This is a genomic window from Fretibacterium sp. OH1220_COT-178 (genome assembly GCF_003860125.1).
Taxonomy (GTDB): Bacteria; Synergistota; Synergistia; order Synergistales; family Aminobacteriaceae; genus CAJPSE01.
Window position 1 is genome coordinate 1 of the sequence record NZ_RQYL01000023.1, and the last position, 22973, is coordinate 22973.

The 22973-nt window shown below is 68.1% G+C and carries 8 protein-coding genes, 1 pseudogene and 1 riboswitch; of the genes and pseudogenes, 4 read left to right on the forward strand and 5 right to left on the reverse strand.

Annotated features, from left to right (window positions below):
- The 3 genes and pseudogenes from EII26_RS09705 to EII26_RS09715 form a co-directional block, all read left to right on the forward strand.
- Positions 1 to 93: pseudogene (locus EII26_RS09705) on the forward strand (IS5/IS1182 family transposase); the annotation flags it as partial.
- Positions 94 to 263: 170 nt separating this feature from the next.
- Positions 264 to 1556 (forward strand): NCS2 family permease, encoded by a 1293-nt coding sequence (locus EII26_RS09710; RefSeq protein ID WP_233572697.1) that lies wholly within the window; start codon positions 264 to 266, stop codon positions 1554 to 1556.
- Between the two features lie 16 nt (positions 1557 to 1572).
- Positions 1573 to 3348, forward strand: a complete 1776-nt coding sequence (locus EII26_RS09715; protein WP_124888962.1) for an adenine deaminase — start codon at positions 1573 to 1575, stop codon at positions 3346 to 3348.
- A 121-nt stretch (positions 3349 to 3469) separates the two neighbouring features.
- On the opposite strand, the gene EII26_RS09720 is transcribed toward EII26_RS09715, so the two are convergent.
- Positions 3470 to 4534, reverse strand: a complete 1065-nt coding sequence (locus EII26_RS09720) for an ATP-binding protein (protein ID WP_124888963.1) — start codon at positions 4532 to 4534, stop codon at positions 3470 to 3472.
- A gap of 59 nt (positions 4535 to 4593) precedes the next feature.
- A riboswitch (TPP riboswitch) is annotated at positions 4594 to 4697 on the forward strand.
- A gap of 88 nt (positions 4698 to 4785) precedes the next feature.
- Between EII26_RS09720 and thiT the strand changes: the two genes are divergently transcribed.
- A complete protein-coding gene (gene thiT, locus EII26_RS09725; protein WP_124888964.1) occupies positions 4786 to 5307 on the forward strand; it encodes an energy-coupled thiamine transporter ThiT in 522 nt (173 codons plus the stop codon).
- Positions 5308 to 5389: 82 nt separating this feature from the next.
- Here thiT and EII26_RS09730 read toward each other — a convergent pair whose 3' ends face one another.
- The 4 genes from EII26_RS09730 to EII26_RS09745 form a co-directional block, all read right to left on the reverse strand.
- A complete protein-coding gene (locus EII26_RS09730) occupies positions 5390 to 9130 on the reverse strand; it encodes a UvrD-helicase domain-containing protein (RefSeq protein ID WP_124888965.1) in 3741 nt (1246 codons plus the stop codon).
- A 142-nt stretch (positions 9131 to 9272) separates the two neighbouring features.
- Positions 9273 to 19160 (reverse strand): VCBS domain-containing protein, encoded by a 9888-nt coding sequence (locus EII26_RS09735; protein WP_124888966.1) that lies wholly within the window; start codon positions 19158 to 19160, stop codon positions 9273 to 9275.
- 205 nt (positions 19161 to 19365) lie between these two features.
- Entirely contained in the window at positions 19366 to 20787 is a 1422-nt protein-coding gene (locus EII26_RS09740) for an HlyD family type I secretion periplasmic adaptor subunit (protein ID WP_124888967.1), read from the reverse strand.
- Position 20788: 1 nt separating this feature from the next.
- The gene (locus tag EII26_RS09745; RefSeq protein ID WP_124888968.1) at positions 20789 to 22972 is read right to left on the reverse strand and encodes a type I secretion system permease/ATPase; all 2184 of its coding nucleotides are present in this window, start codon (positions 22970 to 22972) and stop codon (positions 20789 to 20791) included.
- Position 22973 lies beyond the last annotated feature (1 nt).

Consider the following 22973-nt stretch of genomic DNA (forward strand, 5'->3'; position numbering starts at 1 on the left):
CGGGGTATTGCTACACGGTATGCAAAAAATGCCGCATCCTTTGTTGCCGCGGTACAAATTCGCTGCATTGCTCTTTGGGCTAACATCTTGTGACGACAATATCTAAGGGAAATTAGGAGGCGGATGGCGTCGGTACGCGTTTGGGGAGAGAAAATGTAAGGCGGCCGGGCGACGTCTCGCTCCTTCCTCTCCATTTTACTGCAATGAAATGGTATATTTGAACGTATCACGAGCGGCGGACAGCCGAGAGGGGTTGATAGGAAGTGGGCTTTGTCGATCGGTACTTCAAGCTTTCCGAGCGGGGCAGCAACTTCAGGACGGAGCTGGTGGCGGGGGTGACCACCTTCATGACCATGTCCTACATCCTGATCGTCCACCCGACCTTCATGTCGGTGGGGGCGGGGATGGACAAGACGGCCTGCGTCGTGGCGGTAGCCTTCGTCTGCGGGCTGGTGACGCTGGCCATGGGGCTCTACGCCAACCTGCCCTTCGCCCTGGCGCCGGGCATGGGCGGCAACGCGTTCTTCGCTTTCACGCTGGTGAAGGGCGGCATCGTCCCCTGGCAGGTGGGGATGGGAATGGTCTTCATCTCCGGCGCGGTGTTCATCCTCCTGACGGTGTTCGGGGTCCGGGAGGTCGTCGTCCGGCTCATGCCGCGGTCGATCAAGCTGGCGATCGGCGCGGCGGTCGGCATCTTCATCGCGCAGCTGGGCCTGAAGAGCGCGGGCATCCTGGTCATCGACAAGAGCCTGAGGTTCGGAAACCTGCACGACGCCAAGACGCTGCTCTCGATCATCGGGCTCTTCGTCACGGCCGGCTTCATCATCTTCCGGGTCCGGGGCGCGCTGCTGTGGGGCATCGTCCTGACCTCCATCATCGGCATTCCCATGGGCATCACCAAGGTGCCGTCGACCCTCCTGTCCACCCCCGCCTCCATCGAGCCCATCTTCCTGAAGCTCGACATCCTGGGTGCGCTCAAGTGGACCTATATCCCGTTCATGTTCACGTTCTTCGTGGGCGACTTCTTCTCGACGCTCGGCACGGTCCTGGGCGTGGGGGGCAAGGCGGGGCTGCTGGACGAGAACGGCGACATGCCGGACATCGGCAAGCCGTTTCTGGTGGACGCCATCGGCACGCTCGTCGGCTCGCTGTTCGGCCTGACGACGGTCACGACGTTCGTGGAGTCCGCCTCGGGCGTCGAGGAGGGCGGCAGGACGGGGCTCACCGCTGTCGTCACGGCCGTGTGCTTCTTCCTCATGCTGCTGCTCGTTCCCCTGGCCTCCTGCGTTCCGGAGCAGGCCACCGCTCCCGTGCTGGTGATCATCGGCCTGATGATGATGCCGGCGGTGCAGAACATCGACTTCAACGACTTTACGGAGTCGTTCCCCGCGTTCATGACCATCCTGATGGCGGCCTACCTGGGGCTGGCCAACGGGATCAGCTCGGGCATCCTGTGCTACACCGCGGCCAAGGTCCTGGCGGGGCGCGGGCGCGAGCTGCACTGGGGCACCTACGTCCTGTGCGTCCCGATCATCGGGTACTTCCTGAACCTGTAGCGGGGAGGACGAGACGATGCAGCTGCATCCCCGGGACCGGGCGCGATTGGTGGACGCGGCGATGGGACGCGTGCCCTGCGACCTCGCCATCCGCAACGTGAGGCTGTTCAATGTTCTGACGTGGGAGACCTACGAGGCGGAGGTCGGGATCGTCGACGGGTTCGTGGCCTGTGTGTCCGCGGACCCCGACGGGACGGGCGGCCGCTTTCCCATCGAGGCGGCGGAGAGCTTCGACGGCGGGGGAGGGCTTTTGATCCCCGGCTTCATCGACAGCCATCTGCACATCGAGAGCAGCATGCTGACCCCGGCGCATATGGCCGAGGCCGTGCTGCCGCAGGGGACGACGACGCTCATCACGGACCCCCACGAGGTGGCGAACGTCGGGGGCGTCGAGGCAGTGGAGTACATGCTGGAGGCCAGCGAGGGCCTGCCGATGCGGCAGTTCGTGCTGGTCCCGTCCTGCGTCCCGGCCGTCCCCGAGCTGGGGAACGCGGGCGCGAGCTTCGGCCGGGACGAGGTGGAGCGGCTGCTGGACCATCCCCGGGTCCTGGGGCTGGCCGAGCTGATGGACTACCCCGGCATCCTCGCCAACAGCGCGCGGATGCGCGCGATCATGGACGCCTGCGAGCGGCGCGGGGGGTTCATGCAGGGGCACGCTCCGTTTCTCGCGGACCGGGATCTGAACGCCTACGCCGCGTCGGGCGTGCGCAGCGATCACGAGACGCGCACGGGGCGCGAGGCGCGCGACAAGCTGAGGCTCGGGATGCACGTCGACATGCGGGAGAGCTCCATGTCGCTGAACGCTGCGGCCATCGCCCCCGCGGTGAAGGACTTCCGCAACCTGTCGACCCTGTCGCTCTGCACGGACGACCTGGAGCCGGAGGACATCCTGACGACGGGGCACGTCAGCCGCGTCGTGGCGCGCGCCGTGGAGTGCGGACTGTCGCCGGAGCAGGCGATCACCTGTGCGACGCTGAACGCGGCGCGGGAGATCGGCATCACGAACCTCGGGGCCGTCGCTCCGGGTTTCGCCGCGGACCTTCAGATCGTGTCCGACCTGGCGCGCCCGCGCCCCTCGGCCGTCTTCGCGATGGGGCGTCTGGTGGCCAGGGACGGGCGGATGCTGGCCGCTGTCCCGAGGCGCAGCTTTCCGCAGGAGGAGCGCAACACGGTGCGGCTGGAGATCCCCTCCGAGGAGGCGCTTCGGATCCCGGCGGAGGGGACGTCGGCCCGAGTGCGGGTGGTGAAGTACGACTCCCTGAACGGCTCGACGACCTCCTTCTCCATGGAGGACCTGCCTGTGGAGGACGGGTACCTGAGCCTGGGCGGGGACCGGGACCTCAAGTTCGTCGCGGTCCTGAACCGCCACGGCGGGGGGACGCGGTTCGTCGGGGTCGTGCGCAATTTCGGAACGGCGCGGGGCGCCTACGGGGCCACGGTCTCGCACGACAGTCACAACCTGGTCGTGGTCTACGACCGGCCCTCCGACGCGCTGGCCGTGATCCGGGCCCTGAAAGAGTGCGGCGGGGGCAAGATCGCCGCGGTGGACGGGGCGGTGGTCGGCAGGCTGGAGCTCCCGATCTACGGCCTGATCTCCCGTCTGGATGCCGACGGGCTGGCCCGCGAGATATCGGGAATGAAAAAAATTCTGCGCAGCGCGCTGGGCCTGGAGGTCCCGAACCCCCTGATGCGCATCGTGTCCCTGGCCCTGCCCGTCATCCCCAAGGCCAAGTTCTCGGACATCGGACTGGTCGACGTGCTGGCACAGAAAATCGTACCGCTGATGGAGTGAGGTGGGAGGGGTTTAGGTGCCCCAGAGAGGACCTCCATCGGTCTCCGGTCCCAACAGGAAAACGGCCTTCTTGTGTGCTGCAGCCCTCGGGGTTTGGCCCGAGGGCTGTCTTATGGGATCATCATTTCAACTTGGCCTTTGAACCGGGATCCAGAAGGGCCCCCACCTGTTCTTCGAGTGACTCTGGCTGTGACTCTGGCTGTAAAGCTGAGGGGGGCGCGACGTTGCGATACTTTTGCAAGCGGCTCTGAGGCTTGTCGGGCAGGGTTCGTTCAATCCTGCGCGCTTCCAGAAGTTTACGGACAACCTTGTTGAGCTGACCGGACACCTTTTGCTGGCCCAGGGCTGCCGCAAGTTCGGCTTTGGCCTTTGGACCGGAGTTCAGAAGGGCCAAAACCTGTTCTTCGAGCGACCCCGGTTCTGGTTTTGGGCCCAGAGGAGCCGCGGTGGTGTGGATGGGAAACTCCAGCCAGAGGCCGTTTCCCTCGTAGCGCAAAGTGGGCGGAGAACCTCCTGCCGCCTTGCAGGATGTGAAGATATGCTCTATGCCGCGTCCCCAGGCCTCAATCATTCCCGCCCGAAACAAGGTATTGGCGATGTCGGGATTGGGCGGTTGGGACGCATGCTTGCCGGTCAACGTCTCGACCGTCCAGTTCGGGGCGAGCTCGCCGTTGTTCCAAAAGAGGAGCCGGTCCTCATAAACGCTGATCTGTATTGGTATGCCACTGGCATAGTCCTTGTGGGCAATGGCATTGAGCAAGGCTTCGCGCAGGGCGTCCTCGGGGATGGGATAGCGTTCCAGCCTCTGAAGCCCGTCATAGCTCACGATGGCTTTCAAATATTTGGTCAAGAGCAGGTCCATCGTCCTGTCGATCTGAGCAAAGAGGGAGCCTCGGATTTCGTCGTGGAAGAGAAGGTCGCTGTTGGTCCGGAAATAGGCGATTTTGACGAAAGCTCCCGTGATGAAGCGCTCCGGGTCCGGATGGAAAAGAAGAACGGCTGCGCGCTTTAAATGATTGCCTTGTCTCAGGTGCAACTTGTCGATAAGATTGGAGTCGCTCTCCTTCAGAACCTCGGCCGTCAGCCGTTTGCTCAGAGATGCCCGATCATCGGCCACGGCGTGGCCTATCAGGAATCCTCCGGCAGGAAGTCTAGTTTCTGAACAGGAGGATATGTAGACCGGCACATCCTATCAAGGGGGCTGTGGTCCGTCCTTGACAAACGCTCCCTCGGCTGTCACCATAGGGTGCACATCGGGGGAGCTGTCGCTGAGAGGGGGCCGAAATCGGGCCTCGACCCTGGAACCTGAACCGGATAATGCCGGCGTAGGAAGATGTCCGTCTCGCCGCTTCAGCCCTTTCTCTCGGCTCGTGGTTTAACCGCTCCCTCCTCCGTGCAGGGGTGCTGCCTGCAGTATTTTTCGAGGAGGTTTTTTGTATGTCCCGTTCGTCGCGTACCGTGATTTTGGTGGAGGGCGCCCTGTGCATCGCCCTCTCCGTGGTGCTGTCCTACATCCGCCTGTTTCGTCTGCCCCAGGGCGGTTCCGTGAACCTGGAACTGGTTCCGTTGATCCTGTTCGCCTGGCGGCGGGGCCTGTTCTGGGGCTGCGGCGCCGGGGTGCTCGCCGGGGTGCTGAACCTCCTGCTGGGCGGCTACGTGACGCATCCCGTCCAGGCGGTCCTGGACTACCCCGCGGCCTACGGAGCCATGGGGCTGGCTGCGCTGTTTCCCCGCCAGAAGCTCTCCGGGCTGCTCGTGGCGGCCCTGGCGCAGTTTGCGTGCCATTTGCTCTCCGGCGCCATCTTCTTCGCCAGCTATGCCCCGGAGGGGACCAACCCCTGGGTCTATTCCGCGGTCTACAACGGGTCGTTCCTGGCGCCCAAGGTGATCCTCTCGGCGGTCGTCACTTGGTTTCTGCTGCGGAAGCTGGAGCGGATCCATCCCGCCCGGGGTCAGTGAGGAGAGGGGCTGCGCCCCGAATGGAAACGCTCCGTCCATCCCAAACGCCCGTCCTTCCAGCCTCTGGAGGATGGGCGTTCGCTTATGTACGGTTACCGTGGGCCGCAGGGCAGCCCTTCGCCCAAGGGCACTCCCGGCAGTGCTCGGTCCGGGGCGGCCAGTCCCCCAGTGCGGCGCTCTGGGCCGCCGCCAGCACCCTCGCCCTCAGACCGTCCCATCCAAAGTTTCGGGGGAAGGCCTGCCGGTGCCCCATGCGACCGCCCTCCCGCAGGAACACCAGCCCCACGTCGACCTCCTCGAAGGGCTCGCCGCGGCGATCGGCCAGCTCCCGAACCACCAGCGCGTAGAAGGCCAGCTGCGCCCGGTAGAGCTCCGAGGGCGCATCCTCCGGCAGGGTGATCTTGTAGTCCAGCACGCGCCAGCGTCCGGGTCCGTCCGGGGAGCGCCACGCCACGTCCATGGCCCCGACCAGCGGCAGGCCGCCGACCCGGACCCGAAAGGGCGCCTCGCGCCGTGCCCTGTCCATCCGGAGCGCACGCCGGATCTCCATTCCCGCCTCGGAGCCCTCGAACCGGCCCAGCCAGTCGGCCAGGGTCTCCCTGGCGGCCGGATCGCGCCACACGTCCCGAAGGCCGGCGGGCAGCCGCGCCGGAACGCGCGGGTCCGACAGCCAGTAGGACAGCGTGTCCCGCTCGCCGGGCCGCACCCGTTCCGAGGGCCAGCGTGCCAGAATCCAGTGGGCCAGGGTCCCCAGCTCCGCGCCTCCGCTCCCCGCGGGGGGCGGTGCGCCCGACGGGTCCGGCACGCCCTCGTCGGGCACCTCCCAGCGGAGGTCCAGGCCCTGCCTATAGCGCCTTCGCCAGGCCAGCGGGCACCACTCGAACAGGGCGAACGACGTCGCCGAGAAGGACGCCAGCGTCGTCCCGCTGCGGTCCGGTGCCGGGATCGCCGTGGGGACCGGCGCCGCGGCGGGGGGGGCGTCCCGCAGCCCGGGAGCGCTCGGCGCCGCCGCGTGCGCCCCATCCTCGCCCACGTACCGGACCTCGGGGTCGACCAGGTCCGGCCAGCCGCAGCCCTCCTCGTCGGCCAGCCAGGCGAGGGCCAGGGACGTCCAGCGGCCCCGGGGCAGGGTACGGTTTCCCTGAGCGTCCTCACCGACGACCCCGCAGAGCCACAGGGCGTCCTGGGCCCGGGTGGCCGCGACGTAGAAGAGCCGCATGTCCTCCTCCCGGTCCCCCTGCGAGGAGAGCAGCCGCTCCCACCGCATCGTACGGGGCTCCTCCCCGGCGTCGTCGTGGGGTTCCCCGGGGCCGGGCAGGAACTCGGGGAGCCCGGAGAAGGCCAGGCCCAGCTTGCGGGAGGGGACCAGGGAGGCGGGGCGCTCGCGCCTGGCGGTGTCGAATATGGCGACGACGGGGTACTCCAGTCCCTTGGAGGCATGGACGGTGGCGATCAGGACGGCGTCCGCATCCCGGTCCATCCAGCGCGGCTCCTCCAGCCGGGTCCCGCCTCGAAGGGAGCGCTCCATCCATCGGGCGCAACCGGTCAGGCTGAGGGCGAGCCCCCTCTGATAGGCGCGGGCCAGGGAGAGGGCGCGCCGGACGTTCCGGAGCGCGCGCAGCCGGTAGCGTGGGTCGTAGCCCGAAAGCCAGCGGCGGTCGCGCACCAGGTCCTCCAGAAGCGCTGCCGGGCCCTTGTGGCGTCCCAACAGCTCCAGCCGCGAGAGCCGGGAGGCCGCCTCGGGGAGCCGCTCGCGCAGCAAGTCGGCCAGCGCTGTCGGGCTTCCGCCCCGAGGGGGATCGGCACGAGCCTCGAGACACCGAAGCGCCTCCGCCTCCGGCACGCCGGAGAGCGGGGAGAGCAGCCAGCCCGCCAGGGCCGTCTCGTCGCCCGGGTCCGCGGCGGTGCGCATCAGGGCGATGACGTCGCCCACCTCGCCGCGGGCGAAATAGTCCGTGCTCCGGTCCGGGAGCACCGGGACGCCCTCCTCCGCAAAGATGTGCTCCAGGAGGTCGTGGTTGTTTCGGTTCCGCAGCAGCACGGCGAAGTCCCTCCACCGTACGGGCCTCAGCGCCCCCTGCGCCTTGTCCCACACCGTCTGCCCGGATCGGACGGCGCCGGCGATGTGGGCGGCGAGCGCTCGCGCCAGGCGTTCGCGGGCCGGGCGCTCGCCGCGCCCCCGGCGAACGGAGAGCAGGACCGAGAAGGGGGACAGGGTCCCCGCGTCGCGCTCCGGTGGAGCCTCGACCGGGGAGAGGGGGTCGAAGGCCAGCCCCTCCATCCCCTCCGCAGCGCCGAGCCCGGAGGCCCAGATATGGGCGAACAGGGCGTTGACGCGTTTCAGCAGGGCGGCCCGGGTCCGGAAGCTGACGTTCAGCTCGACCCGCACGTCGGCCTCCGCGATGGTGCGGGCGAAAAGCGCCGGGTCCGCGTGGCGGAAGCGGTAGATGGACTGCTTGGGATCCCCGACGGCGAAGAGCCCGGCCCCTTCGTGCTCGCGCAGGGTCTCCAGCATGGAGAACTGCAGGGGGTCCGTGTCCTGGAACTCGTCCACCAGGATGTGCCGGAACTCCCGGGAGACGCGTGCGTCCTCCACCGCTTCGCGGGCGTGGAGGATCATGTCGGAGAACGACAAGAGCCCCCGGCGCCGCTTCATCCCGTCCCAGAGCCCCCAGGCCGTGCCGCAGAACCGGAGGAGCGCGGCGCGCAGGCGCCGCTCCGGCTCCGCCAGCGGCTCGTCCGGTGCGAAGGCGGAGAGCCCGGTCCGGTCGCCGTCGCGGTCCTGCTCCTTCTGCCAGTCCCCGACCGTCATGCCCAGGATCTCCTTGACGGCCCCGAACAGGGGGCCGGAGGCGCCCTTGACGTTGTGCGCGACGTCGACGTAGAAGAGGCGCAGCGCCTCGTCGTCGGGCCCTTCCGGGGCCGCCATCCGCCGTGTCCAGCGGTCCGCACAGGCGGCGAGCAGGGCGGCGGCCCCCTCGCTCTTTCCCTCCTCGCGGGCCTTTTGCCCCCTCGCGGCGATCTCGTCCCCAAGGGCCCGGAACACCAGGCTCCAGACCTCCCAGGCCGCGGTCCAGTGCGGCCGCAGAAGCGCCGTCACGGCCGCCTGGGCAGCGCGCACCTGCGGGGCGTCGGGGCGTGGCGCATCGTCGGCCCAGTCCAGCATGAGCGTCCAGGTATGACCCAGGGAAGCGTGCAGTTCCGTCGCCTCCCGGGCCAGGGTGCGGAGCCCGTCGGCGCCCCAGCGGCCCAGTGCCGCGCCGAGCGTCGGGTCGGCGTCCAGGGCCTCGGCGGCCCGTCGAAGCCGATCGTCCCCGTAGATCTGGGCCAGGGCACGGAGCTCTGCGGCCTCCAGGGCGTCCTCGAGCTCGTTCCAGAACTCCTCCTCCTGGGGGCTGCTGACGAGAGAGGCGCGGGGGTCGACGTTCAGCGAGAGGCCGGACTCCCGGATCAGGCGGGCCGCAAAAGCGTGGATGGTCGAGATCCAGCCCTCCCCGAACCCGTCGAGCAGGGCCTGGACGCGCTCCGTCGAGACGGGGGCGCCGGGCGCCGAGAGGAGCTCACGGACGCGCCGCTCGATACGCTCGCGCATCTCGGCGGCCGCGGCCTCGGTGTAGGTCAGGGTCAGGATGTCGCGCGGCAGGCGGTCCGGGTCGGTAAGAAGCAGACGGGCGTAGCGGCTGGAGAGGACCCAGGTCTTGCCCGTACCGGCCCCGGCCCCGACCGTCACCCGGCCGCCCTCGGCCGTCACGGCCGCCCTCTGCCCGCCGGGCGTGCCCGGGGGCAGCAGAAGCCGGTCCCAGAAGTCCGTCGTCCTGCTCATGCGGTTGGTCCTCCCTCCTCGTTGCCGAGGGTATCTTACCGCATGGGGGCGCAGGAGACAAAGGGGAGGGGAAAGGGGGGAGAAAAACGGAAGGGGCGGACCCGAGGTCCGCCCCCAATTTTTGTTTGAAACCGATCCGCCGTTACGGCTGGATGGCGTCGTCCATCTCCTGCGCGATCGTCACCGCGGCGTCCGGGACGGGGGGCGCGTAGAACTCCGGCGCGCTCTCCACCTCGGGAATCGCCTCCGGCGCGTCCTCGCCCGGCAGGGGCAGATCGCCGCCGCCCAGGTCCAAAACGTCGTCCGCCGTCAGGCCGCCCAGCTCCGGAGCCCCTTCGTCCGCCGCGTCGGACCCCATGTCCGCGACGCCATTCAGGTCCAGCGCGTCCTCTGCGGGGGCGTTGCCCAGATCCGGCGCATCCTCGCCGGCCGTTTCCGCAGGGGCCACCTCGGCCGCGTCCACCGACGGCACATCGTCCAAGTCCGGCCCGGGCTCGGACACGGCGTCGGCCGCGTCCGCCAGCGGTGCGTCGTCCAGGTCCGGAAGGTTGTCCGCCGGTACACCGGCCTCCGTCCCCGTGTCGACCGGGTCGATGGGATCCGGGGCGGGAAGGTCCGCCGTTCCAGCAGGCTCCCCGACCGCGGCTGACGTATCCGCCGCTCCGTCCGCGAGGTCCGGAAGGGCCGTTCCCTCCGCCGGCTCGCTCGTCCCGGAGTCCGCCGTGTCCGGAAGGTCCGGGATGTCGGTGTTCGTCGCGTCGGCGCCCACCGGAAGCAGCGCCGCGGCCTCGTCGATCGCCGCCTCGGCCTCCGCATCGGTCCCCTCCGGAAGGTTGTTGGCCTCCCCGAGCAGCGAGGCGCCAAGGGCCGCTGCCGCCGGGTCCAGGGTTGGGTCGATCGGGTTCCCGTCCGCGTCGAGGATCGGCTCCATCCCCTCCGCACCCTCCGGGAGCGCGGAGAAGAAGGCCGAACGCCCCGTGATTCCCGACGGCGCAGTCCCCGGCTTGATGTCCACCTGGAAGCTGCTGCTGACAGCGGCGGACGTGTCGCCGTTGGAGGTCTCCACGGTCTTGGCCGTGACGTTCACCGTTCCGCTCATGGGGGCGTTCCTGGTGAAGGCCAGCTCGGGAACCTTATTGTAGGCGATGCCCGAGACCGTGTAGGTGTCGGTGTGCACATCGTAGGATGCGGAGCCGTTGTTGAAGGTGACCCCCGCTCCCAGGCCCTTCAGGGCCACGGTCACGGTCTCGGAGCCGTCCGTGTCCCTCACCGTCGCGTTCAGGTGGATGGGGATGCTCTCGCCCGCCTTGCCGAAGGTCTGGGTGGGGTTGATCGTCAGGCCGTCGGCCACCGCTTCGACCTTCACGTCGAACACGGCCTCGTTGGCCTTGACGGTGGTCTGCCCCTTCTCGCCGGAGTAGACCGTCAGCTTGACGGCCGCTGCGGTCTCGCTGATGTTCTGGGGCGCCTGGACGGCGATGTAGCCGGGCAGCTTGCCGTCCGGGGTCAGCGTGAGGGCCCAGGTGCCGCCGCCCACGTTCTTGGCCTCCTGAGCGGACCCCGCATCGGCCCCGACGAAGACCTTGTAGTCGTCCGGGACGTTGGTCAGCGTCGCCGAGACGACCTGCTCCGACCCGTCGGCATCCACCAGGCCCGTGCCGCCGACCTGGATCTGTATCCTCGTGTCCTCCTGACCGGCAGCGTTGCCCACCGTAAGGTCGTAGCCGCTGTTGACGGCGTTGACGTGCACGGTCTGCTCGACCGTACTTGCCACGGTATTCGCCGCGCCGGTCTCCTGCGAGACGACGTGGGCCGTGACCTTGAAGTCGCCCGAGGCGTGCGCCGCCGGCCTGTAGGTGAGCGACACGGTGCCGCTGCCCTGGTCGCCGCCGACGTTGACGCCCTCCACGACGTAGTACCGGCCGTTGTCCACGCCCGGGACGCCGTTCACGTTCGTCTGGGCGATCGCCGTCCCCTGGTACTCCAGCGTACCCCCGGTTCCGTGGGCGGGCTCCTGGATCTGGACGTACATCTTGCCGCCGACGATCGTCGCGCTGGCGCCGTCGGCCTCGTTGGTCAGATCGATGGTGATGGGCACGCCTCCCGCGGCCCCCTCGTCCACGACCGGGGCGTCGAGCGTCATCGTCGCTTCGTCCGTCACGGGGGTGACCCCCGCCGGCCTGATGTCCGTCACGTCGGCCGAAGCGTAGGTATCCGGCCTATTCGGATTGCTGGCCACGGTGTAGCCCCTGACGGACGCGTCGAACTGGATGTCGAGGCCGTCGCCGGCCTTGTTGTCGTTCCAGTGTTCGGGCAGCTTCAGCTTGATGCTGTCCAGCAGGTGATCCATTCCGTTTTGCGTGGCGGGCACGGTAGTGTCCCCCGGAGCGGATGCCGTCCAGACCGTTTCGCCGTCGATCGTGGTCTTGGTCATCCCCTCCACCTCGATCCGGGGGTCCAAGCCCTTGAGGGAGATGACGTAGCTCGCGGCGGGGTCGTTGCCGATGTTGGTGATTTCGACCTTCAGCAGCTCCTTCAGGGCGATCTCCAGGTCCTCCGTCGCCGTGGGGCTCAGTTTTTGGGCCGTCAGGGTCGGGGGCTCGTAGTTCACGTCCCCCTGGTTGAGGATGGCCGTCTCCAGCTTCCATTCCGCGTCGGACTCCGCGAGCTCGATGGCCTTTCCGTCCTTGCTGAAGGCCGTGGCCCGCATCGTGTAGCTTCGGAACGCGTTGTCGAAGCTGCCGCTGTTGTTGTCGAGCGTGAACTCCAAGGTCTTGGAGAAGGTTCCGCCCGTAAAGGCGCCCGTCCCCTCCGGGACCTCGACCACCCAGCGGTTGACCGGGAAGTCCCCGCTGAGGTCCCCCGCCTCCGGCGTGCCCTTCCCCACCAGGGTGCCGCCCTTGATGCTGACGCCGTAGGGCACGTTGTCCACGACGAAGTAGGCCAGCTGCTCGCTGCCGTCCGTGTCCGCCGTGTTCCCGGCATTCGGGTCCGGCTGCTGGTCCACCTTGATGTCGACCGAAAAGGTCGCCTGCCCCTTGTTGGGGCCCGCGTCGGCGACGTCGGTGATCTTGAGCCCCGCCGTGCCATTGAGCGTCATCGTCCCGACTCCCTGACTGATGGCGGTCACGTCCGAATCGGTCGCGTCCGTCACGGGGGCCAGCTTCAGGGTGTAGCTGCCGTCGAACTGCTGGGTCTCCATGCCCAGGGTCCCGTCCGCCGGGGCGTCGCCCACCGTATATTTGACGCCGAAGCTGAAGTCGCCGTCCTTATTCGCCGGGCCCTTGGCGAAGACGTTCTCCAGGTCGGCCTTCTGGATCTTGTACCAGCCGTCGGCGTCCGCCGCGAGAGCGGCCCCGGCCGCGCCCAGCGTCAGGGTGATGTTCTGGCTGTCGACGTCCGCAGCCTTGATCCAGACGGCCTCGAGCGTCTCGTCCGCGTCGTCGTTCTGGGGCTGGATGGTGAAGTCGAGCTTCGCCGGAGCGTCCTCCTTCCCGGAGGCCTCGAGGTTCATCTTCGCCTCCGGGGTCGCGGCCACCTCGATTTGGACGTTTTTCTCGGCGGCGTTGGGGTTGGCGTTGCCGTCGTTCTCCACGGTGACGGCCGTCGCCTTCAGGTTGATCGTCCCGCTGTAGTTTTTCTTCACTACCACGGACGCGCTCTCGTCGTCGAGGGCTTCCTTGGTGACCAGCCACCTGCGCCCCTCTCCCGAGCCGCCCAGGAATTTGGCGCCGGCCATGTCGAACTGCTCCGCGAGGCCGGAGATGACCAGGGACACGGTCTCCGACCCGTCCGCATCCTTCGGGGCGATCGTCTGGAAGGCGTTCTTGAGGGCGATCTTGCCGTCGTTGGCCTCGGCGGTCCCCTCCGTCGTCGCCAGAGGCGCGGTGACGAGCGTCGCGGGGTCGGCCACGCCCTTGACCTCGACAAGAAGGTCGAGCGTCGTGGCGACAGGGTTTGTGCTGGTAATTGTCTCGGTCTGGCCGGGGATGGGGTTGCCCGAACCGTCCAGCTTCGGGACCGTGACCGTGTCCACGCTCACCGCGCTGACCTGCAGGGTGAAATTCGTGTTGTCGTTGAGCGGCGGCTTGACCGAGAAATCCGCGTTCTTGTCGAAGCCGTCGATCTTGTACGAGCCGTCGGGCTGGGCCGTCAGGACGGCCCCCTTGTAGGTCAGCACGGCGCCCGCCGGGACGTTCCGGATCGTGATGTTGAAGGTCTCGTCCGGGTCCGGGCTGATGGGGTTGATCTTCCCCTTCAGGTCGATGTTCGAGTCCTCGAAGCCCTTCACCTGGGCGGACGCGAAGGTTACGTCGTCCGCCTTGGGAGCGACGATCAGGTTCTTCAGCCACGCCTCGCCGGACAGCTGAGTATTGGCCTGGCTGTTGTCCCCGGGGGCATCCGCGTCGAAGTCCTTCGTATAGGCCTGAACCTTGATCTGGAAGGCACCGGCCGCGTTCTTCGGCGCCTCGAACTTGACCGAGTCGAGCTTGTCCATCGGGATGTTCACGCCCGAGCCGCGGTAGGTCCCCGACCCGCCGTCCCACGTGAACTTGGCCCCGACCGCATCGACGAACTTGCCCGCCTTGGCGTCCCAGATCTGCGGGGTCAGCCGGGCGAAGGTCTGTTCGTCGGCGTCCTGGTTGGCCCAGCCCTGGCTGAAGACGAATCCGTCCTGGTTGATGGTGAAGGGCGTGTCCTCCAGGGCCCGGGTCGTGTAGATCTTGCCGCCGCCCATCGTCAGATCGGAGGTGCCGTCCCCGTCGAGGTCCTGCGTCACCCAGCTGTCTCCGACCTTCTTCAGGGCCTCCGCTCTGGGCGTGACCTTGATCGTGACGTCCACGGCCTGGGTGCCGGTGGCCGGGCCGAATCCGGGGGCCGTGTCCGTGGTCGTGACGGTGACCCGGACGACCTCGTCCTTGCTGGAGTGGTTCGGGGCCACTGCGGTGTAGTTTTTGTATTGGGCCATATCGACCGTATGCCCCGCATTGACGGTCTGGCCGTTGTGGTCCTTGAGCACCCAGCCCGCGGGGATCGCGTCGATCGTGATGCCGGTGATCGTCTCGCTGCCGTCGTTGTCCGTCAGGGCGATGTTCGCCAGGAACTTCGCGCCGCTCGTCTCTGCGGTGCGCCCCGCGTCCTCGACCATTTGGGCCGATGCGTTGGGGGCAACGTCGCCCGCAATGGGCGCCACCTTCAGGTTCAGCGTGACCTCGGCCACCTTGGACTCGGCCCGGTCCTCCGCCTCCGTGACGCCCGCCAAGCCGTGATGGGGATCCTGCGTGGTCCCCCCGGGGTTCAGGGTCGAGTCGCCGTCCCGGTCCTGCGCCACGAGCTTCAGCTTGATCCCGTCCAGGTTGCCGCTGACGTTTCCGGCCGCGCCGAGCTCGATGGCCGGAAGCGCCGTGCCGGTGCTGAGCGACGGGACGGGGATCTTGACCTGCTCCCCGGCTGCCGCAACGTAGTCCACACCGCCGATGCGGACCCGGACGCCGCCGCCCGCCGGAGCCTCGAGGACCAGCCAGCGGTCCTCGCTGCCGTCCAGATCGTCGAACTGGGCGGTCAGGCGATCAGTAACGTTGATCAGTCCGTCCTCGTTCTGCTGGCCCAGGTCCGGGTTGGTGACCGTCAGGGACACGTCGTCCGTCACGGCCTTGACCTCGACGTGGGCGGTCGTCGTACTGGTCGCGCCGGGCACGCCTGGAAGCACGTTTCCGGCGTCGTCCACCTCGTACTCGGTCACCGAGACCTTGATGTCGATGTCCTCGTGCCGGTGCGCGGGTGGGGTGATCGTCAGGGCCTCGTACTGGGCCTTGGTCATGGCCACGACCCCGGGCGTCGCGCCGGCGCCGGCGACGTGATCGTTCGGGTCGTCGGTGAGGACGATCTTGAGGACGCCGCCTGCCGGGACCAGTTCGTCCGCGCCGTTGAAGATCTTCGCGCCCGCGGGGATGGCGGAGAGCGTGATGACGCCCAGGCGCTCGGGGTTGTCGTGGTTGTCCGCGCCGCCCGTCAGGTCCGTCCTGTCCGTGATGGTCGGAGCCTTCAGCCCCAGCGCCACGGTATTGTCCTCCAGCACGTCCTTCGACGAGGCCGTGAGCCCCGGTGCGTCGGACACGGGGTTGACGGTGATGTCCAGCGTGCGCGTGTCGGTACCGACGCCGTGGATGTTTGCCGTGAACGTGACCTGCGGTACGGGGCCGCTGTAATTGGTCTTCGGCTCGAAGGTGTAGGCACCGTCGGACTGGATGGTCAGCGTGCCGATGACCTCGTTCGCCGCGTTGGTGACGTTGACGGGGGTCCCCACGGCATGCGTCCCCGCCATGCCGTCGATCGTGAAGTCCCGGACCGCCAGCGACTCGCCTTGGTCCGGGTCCTGAACGAATCCGGCGCCGTCGGTGAGGACGTTTCCGCTCGTTATGTTCGTGTCCTCGTTGGTATTTCTGACGATGTTGCCGCCCAGAGTACCGGTGTCGTTGATGCCCGTGATGACGATCTTGACCACCTGCGTGTCCGAGGCGTTGTGGGGGTCCGTGGCCTTCACGGTGTAGTCGAGCACCAGCGTCTGATCTTTGGGCAGGAACTTGAAGGCCTCGACCTCCGCCGGAAGGTCCGCGTCGCCCGAGTTGAAGCTCCACCGGATCACGTTAGGCACGCTGCTTTGGGTGCCGTCCAGGCCGCCGGCGACGGTGAACATCTTCAGGAGCTCCGCCTCGGTGAGCCCGGCGGGCAGCGGGCCCGTGTAGGTGCTCTCGCCCGTGTTGACCGATACGCCCGTCTTGGCCACCGCCACGACGTCGTGGGTGTCCACGTCCTCCAGCGAAAGGGTGCCGTCCGCGGTCAAAGGGGCGTTGGTCTCCGTCAGGTTTGCCCGGTCGCTGTCCCCGGCGTCGACCGTGATGTCCGGCACGTCGTTCGTCCCGTTGATGGTGATGGTCAGCGTAGTGTGCTTCATTGCTCCGCTTGGGTCGACGACCGTGTAGGTAAATTTTTCCGTCAGGGTCTCCCCGACGGCCAGGGCCTGGACCTCGGGCTTGCCGTTGTCCAGCGTGTAGGTGTAGTTGCCGTATCGGTCGATCTTTATGGTGCCGTGGTCCCCGGCGATGTTGCTTCCGATCGTGGCGGGGGCATCAAGGTCGGTGCCGGTGTCGCCCTTGGCCAGGCCGACGACGGTGAGGTCGTCCCCGACCGGCGTGCTGTCGTTCCGCAGCACGTTGTCGGCGGCGACCGGTTTGCTGTCCTCGGTGACGGTGTTGGCGTCGGGGGTGACGCCGAACTCGGTGTCGGCGCCGTTGATGGTGATGGTGACGGTGGTGGTGGCGGTGCCGCCCTTGCCGTCCGAGATCGTGTAGGTGAAGGTGTCGGTGAGGGTGTTGCCGCCGGCCAGGCTCTGCACGTCCGGATTGGTGTTGTCCAGCTTGTAGGTATAGGTTCCGTCGGGGTTGATGACGATGGTGCCGTAGTCGCCGGACACCCCGCCGCCGACGTTGCCGCTGGCCGAGGGCTGGTTCCCCGCGACGACGCCGACAACGCTGAGGGGATTGCCCTCCGGGTCGCTGTCGTTGGGGATCACGTTGCCGGCCACGACCGTGGTCGCGGCGCTACCGTCCTCGTAGCCGGGCTGGTCCGCGGCGTTCTTCGTCACCGTGTTGACGTCGGGCTGAGCCTCGGGCGCATCGTTGGTGCCGTTGATGGTGATGGTGACGGTGGTGGTGGCGGTGCCGCCCTTCCCGTCCGAGATCGTGTAGGTGAAGGTGTCGGTGAGGGTGTCGCCCTCACCCAGCTTCTGCACGTCCGGGTTGCTGTTGTCCGGCGTGTAGGTGTAGCTGCCGTCCGGGTTGATCTTAATGGTACCGTAGTCGCCCGGCACGTTCGTCCCCACGTTGCCGGTGGCCGTGCCCGTGTCGCCCTTGGCCACGCCGACGACCGTCAGCGGGTCGTTCTCCGGGTCGCTGTCGGCCCGATCCCCCGGGCTCTGGGGCACGATGACGTTGCCCGTCACCGCGGGCCCGTCCTCCGTCGCCGTGTTGGTGTCGGGGACCGCCGTGGGCGGGGTGTTCGCCGTGGCGCCGATGGTGATGGTGACGGTGGTGGTGGCGGTGCCGCCCTTCCCGTCCGAGATGGTGTAGGTGAAGGTGTCGGTCAGGGTGTTCGTGCCGGTCAGCCCCTGCACGGCCGGGTTGGTGTTGTCCAGCGCGTAGGTGTAAGTGCCGTCGGGGTTGACGACGATGGTGCCGTAGGTGCCCGGCACCCCTGTGCCGACGCCGACGTCGCCCGTGGGCGGCGTCCCCGGGGTGCCTGCGGCGACGCCGACGACCGTCAGCGGGTCGCCCTCCGGGTCGGTGTCGTTGGGGATCACGTTGCCGGCCACGACGGACGTGTTCGGGTTGCCGTCGTCGTGGCCCGACGCGTCGTCCGCGCCCCGCACCGCCAGGTTGACGTCGGGCCGCGCCACGGGCGCGTCGTTGGCGCCGTTGATGGTGATGGTGACGGTGGTGGTGTCGGTGCCGCCGTGTCCGTCCGAGATGGTGTAGGTGAAGGTGTCGGTGAGGGTTTCGCCGCCGCCCAGGCCCTGCACGTCCGGGTTGTTCGGGTCCGGTGTGTAGGTGTAGCTGCCGTCGGGATTGATGACGATGGTGCCGTACTCGCCCGGCACGTTCGACCCCACGTTGCCGGTGGCCGAGGGCTGGTTGCCCGGGACGACGCCCACCACCGTCAGGGTGTCGCCGTCCGGGTCGCTGTCGTTCGGGATGACGTTGCCCGTGGCCGCGGGCCCGTCCTCCGGCACCGTGTTGGTGTCGGGGTCCGCCGTGGGCGGGGTGTTCGCCGTGGCGCCGATGGTGATGGTGACGGTGGTGGTGGCGGTGCCGCCCTTCCCGTCCGAGACCGTGTAGGTGAAGGTGTCCGTCAGACGGTCCGTTCCGGTCAGGGCCTGCACGGCCGGGTTGGTGTTGTCCAGCGTGTAGGTGTAGGTTCCATCGGGGTTGATCTTGATGCTGCCGTAGGCGCCTCCCACACCGCCGCCCACGCCGCCGCTGGCCGAGGGCTGGGTGCCGGGGACGACGCCGACCACCGTCAGCGTATCGCCGTCCGGGTCGTTGTCGTTGGGGATCACGTTGCCCGCCACGATCGTCGTTGCGTTGCTGCCGTCGTCATGTCCCGGCGCGTCGGGCCCGCCGCGCACGACCGTGTTGACGTCGGGCTGCGCCGTGGGGGGCGTGTTGAGGCCGGGCGGAGGCGGGGGCGGGGTCGGCCCGCCGGGGCCTCCGGGGGTACCGGGGTCGGGCTGTGGCCCGGGCTGAGGACCGGGCTGCGGTTCGGGTCCCGGCTGGGGACCGGGGGCGGGCTGCGGTCCCGGCTGAGGGCCGGGTTGGGGCCCAGGCTGAGGTCCCGGTTGAGGGCCGGGCTGCGGCCCGGGCGCAGGCGGCAGCGGCTTCACCGGGGGGACGTCGGTGAACTGGTCGCGGGGATGGTTCGGCAGGTAGCTGTCCGGACGCCCGGCCTGGGGGTAGTCGATCTCCACCCCGTAGAGCGGGAACTTGACGCGGTCCAGGTCGAACTCGTACGCGATGCGCGGGTTCTCGGTGTGCCGGTCCGAGAACCGGAAGATTTCGTTGACGTCGCGGCCCAGGTTCCCCTGGTCGAAGAAACGCATGTCCTGCAGGTAGTCCACGCGGGGCGCGCGGAACGACCCGAAACCGCCCATGTTGTGGGACGGGGAGGACTCCACGTCCTCCTCGGGCGTCGGCAGCGCGGTGCTCGCCGATGCGCGCGGGGCCCCCGCATCTATGTCCTCCTCGGGCTGGGGAGCCAGGTTCTCCGGCTGGATGGAGAACGACCGGTACGGCGGGATCCCGAAGACGTCGCCCTCGGGCCCCTCGAAATAGACGCTTCCGCCCCGGGTGACCAGGACGTCGCCCTTGTGAAGGACGTCCCCCTCCCTGATGGGGACCAGCGAGCCGTTCGGCCGGCGGACGAACGCCTCGCCCTCCACCCTCAGTACTTTCACTGCCAAAATCGTCTGTGCCATAGAATGACCTCCTGAAATTTTTGAAAACGGGGCGGCAGCCCCATCGTTTCCCCTTGCGCTTATGGCTTGTGCGGCCTGCGCCCCCGGCTCGTTGCGGGGGTCCCCCGGCCTGTTCGGCTCGGCGGTGCATCCACGATCTATATCAAACAAGCCCCTCCAGGATATCGGTCCCGGAGAGGCGGTTCTTTATCGAACAAACCGTCCCTTACCTCTCCCTGAGGGCGCTGGATTTGGCGCGAAGAAGCGGCCGGAGCAGATAGCTCAGGATCGTCCTCCTGCCCGTCTTGATGTCCACCTGGGCGACCATGCCCGGGAGGATGGGAAGGTCCTTGCCGAAGTCGCTCTTGCCGATCCGCACGCGGCCCCGGTAGTAGGTGTTTCCCCTCTCGTCCGTGATGGTGTCCGGAGTGATCGAGTCGATCGTTCCGTCGATGCCCCCGTAGACGGCGTACTCGTAGGCCGTGAACTTCACCACCGCCTCCTGGCCGGGCCGGATGAACGCCCGGTCCTTGGGGGAGAGCTGGGCCTCGACGAACAGGGTCTGCTCGTCCGGGACGATCTCCGCGACCAATCCGCCGGGCATGATGACGGCCCCCGTCGAGTTGACGGACAGACGCTTCACCGTGCCCGCTATGGGGGACCGGACCTCGGAGTGGACGATGCGGTCCGAAAGGGCCCTGTTGCCCTCGGCCAGCCCCTCCATCTCGCCCAGCGTTTCGCTGAGCTGGTTCCTCCACTGCGCCTGAGAACGAAATTCCAGCTCCTTGAGCTGCCCCTCCCCCTCCTGGATGGAGGCCTTGATGCGGGAGATCTGGGCGCTTGCCTGGCTCCGGTCCGCCCGGGCCTGGGCCGCGGCCTTCTCGAGGCGCATGACCTCCAGCTTGGGGACGGCGCCGCTCGCGAGAAGGGGCCGCGTTATGTCCAGTTCCTGCGCCGCCAGGCTGTAGGAGTGGTTGGCGTGGGAGTACCGTGCGCTGGCGTCCGCCAGCTCCTGCTGGCGCTGGCGGTTCTGGTCCCGGATGACGCTCATCCGGGAGGCGATCTCCTGACGGCTCGTCTCGTAGAGCTTGCGCTCGCTCGCCACGATATCGGGGATCGCCTGGATCAGGTCCTCGGAGACCGCAAACGGGGTCCCCGAGCTCAGGGCCTCCAGCCGGGCGGCCCTGACCCGAAGGGTCAGCAGCTTGACCTGCTGCTGGCCGAGCATCGAACCGACCCGCACGGGGTCCAGGCGCAGCAGAACCGTGCCCTTCTCCACCCGCTCGGCCTCCTTCACCAGAATGGCCTCGACCACCCCGCCGTCCACGGACTGCACGGGCTGGGTCCCCGAAGGGGCCACGGCCTTCCCGGTGCCGCTCACGACCTCGTCGATGGGGGCCACCCCGGCCCAGACCAGGAGGGCGATCAGGGTCGCCGCTATGGCGTAGATCAGCCCGCGGCCCTTCGCGGGGTTCTGTTCCTCGAAGGCCCACGCGCTGTCGACCGTCCAGTTGTCGGGGGTCCCGGAGGAGCCGGGGGCGGAAAGACGGGCGGCGAGGTTCCCCGTGGCCTTCCTGCCGCAGCGCTCCATGCCCTCAACCAGATCTCCGATACGCTCGAATCCCTTCTTGTCCACGGGTTGGAACACGTCAGGCCCCCCTTTCGAGCTTGGGTCTGGACCTGTAAAGTGCGTTCAGGACCTCTCCCTTGGGTCCGTCGGCGACCACCCTTCCCTCGTCGAGGACGATGATCCGGTCCACCAGCTCCAGCAGGGCCGTGCGGTGGGTGACGAGGAGCAGGGTCCGATCGGCCACGAACGAGGCCAGGTGGGCCCGCACGTGGTCCTCGGTCGCGTTGTCCATCGAGGCCGTCGGCTCGTCCAGAAGCAGGATGGGCGCACGCTTCAGCAGTGCCCTGGCGACGGCGATCGTCTGGCGCTGGCCGGAGGAAAGGCATTCCCCGCGCTCCCCGACCTGCATGTCGAAGCCGCGCGGGTGCAGGTTGGCGAAGCGGTCGACCCCGGCGGCCTCCGCGGCCCTGAGGATCTCGTCGTCGCCGCGCGGGGGGTTGCCGAACATCAGGTTCTCCTTGAGGGTTCCGAAGAAGAGCGTCACATCCTGGGGCACGGACGCCACGTTGCGCCGGATCTCCGCGGGATCGATGGAGCGGATGTCCGCCCCGTCCAGGAGCACGGTGCCCTCCTGAGGCTGGTAGAGCCCCAGGATCAGCTTGCTGACGGTGCTCTTTCCCGATCCGACCCGGCCGACCAGCGCCACCCGCTCCCCCCGGGCGATCCTGAAGGAGACCCCGGAGAGTGCGGCCCGCTCCTGCCCCGGATAGGTGAAGGTCACCCCCCGAAGCTCCACGTCGCCCTCCAGATGGGGGCGGGTGAGAAAGGCGGACTCCGACGGGCGCTCCGTCTCCTTCCGCATGATGCCGTCCAGGGCGGCCAGGGAGCGGGAGGCCGAGTGATACTGCATCATCAGGCCCGCGGCCTTGCCGACGGGCGCGATGCAGCGGGACGAGAGCATGGAGACCGCGATGAGGGCGCCCATGCTCAGATTGTTGCTCACCACAAGATAGACTCCCACCACCATGGTGATCACGGATACCGACTGCTGCACCCACTGGATTCCGCTGATGACGGAACCGGAGAGCAGCCGGAGGCGGGTGTTGGTCAGCTCCAGGAACGAGACCGCGCGCTCCCAGCGCATCTGCACGTGCGATTCGGCCCCCTGGGACTTCACGGTCTCCATCCCCACCAGGCTCTCGATGAGCGTGGCGTTCTTCAGGGCGCTGGCGCGGTTCGTCGTCTCCGCGAGGTCGCGCATGGTCCCCTGGATCAGGGCCGCGTGGAGCAGGATCAGAAGCGAGCCGACCGCCAGAGGAATCGCGAGCGGCCAGGCGATGATCGCGATGACCACAAGGAAGAAGATCGAGAAGGGCAGGTCGACGTAGGCGAACAGGGTCGCCGAGGAGATGAAGTTGCGCACCGACTCGAAGCCCTGGATGACGTTGGCGAAGGACCCCACCGACGGGGGGCGGTCCGCCGCCCTCAGCGCCAGGATCTGCTCCATCAGCAGGGCCGAGAGCTTGGCGTTCGTCCTCGCCGCCGCGTTGTCGACCAGCCGGCTCCGCGTCGCGTTCAGCAGAAAATCCGCGGCGACCATGATGAGCACCCCGATGGCGGTGACCCACAGGGAGTTCATCGCCCGATTTGGGATGATCCGGTTGTAGACGTTCATCGTGAAAAGCGGCATCGCCAGGGCGAAGATGTTTCCGACCGCCGAGGCGGTGATGACGTCCCGATAGAGGGCGCGGTTCTCGGATATGGAGCTCCAGAACCAATTGGCGCTCCGGTCCCTCTTGTACGAGGGGGCGCGCTCGTCGAACCGGAACACCGGCTTGACGTAGAAGGCGTACCCGGAGTACCGCGCCTCCAGCTCCTCCAGCGAAAGCGCCGCCTCGCCCTCCCCCAGCTCGGGAAAGAGCACCCGGGCCGTTCCGGCCCTGGAGTCGAGGGAGAGCAGCACGCAGGCGCTGTTCTCGGAGAGGATCAGAATCATGGGCGCCAGCGCCGCGTTCAGCTTCCCCAGGGGGGCGCGGACGGCGCGGGCGACCATCCCGGCCCGAGCTGCGGCACGGTCCAGGCACGAGGGCACAAGCACATCGTTCTCCAGCGGGAGCCCCGCGAGCAGCCTGTCGGCCGAGACCGACAGGCCGTGCATCGAGGCCACCCGAAGCAGACAGAAGGCCAGAGGACCGCCCCTTTCCGCATCCCGATCGGACTCGAATCGGACGTCCTGTCCCTGCGGCGTCTCGGGGGAGGGCATC

Coding starts and splice junctions, on each gene's coding strand:
- EII26_RS09715 (WP_124888962.1), top strand. CDS start 1,573: ATGCAGCTGCATCCCCGGGACCGGGCGCGATTGGTGGACGCGGCGATG.
- thiT (WP_124888964.1), top strand. CDS start 4,786: ATGTCCCGTTCGTCGCGTACCGTGATTTTGGTGGAGGGCGCCCTGTGC.
- EII26_RS09730 (WP_124888965.1), bottom strand. CDS start 9,130: ATGAGCAGGACGACGGACTTCTGGGACCGGCTTCTGCTGCCCCCGGGC.
- EII26_RS09735 (WP_124888966.1), bottom strand. CDS start 19,160: ATGGCACAGACGATTTTGGCAGTGAAAGTACTGAGGGTGGAGGGCGAG.
- EII26_RS09745 (WP_124888968.1), bottom strand. CDS start 22,972: ATGCCCTCCCCCGAGACGCCGCAGGGACAGGACGTCCGATTCGAGTCC.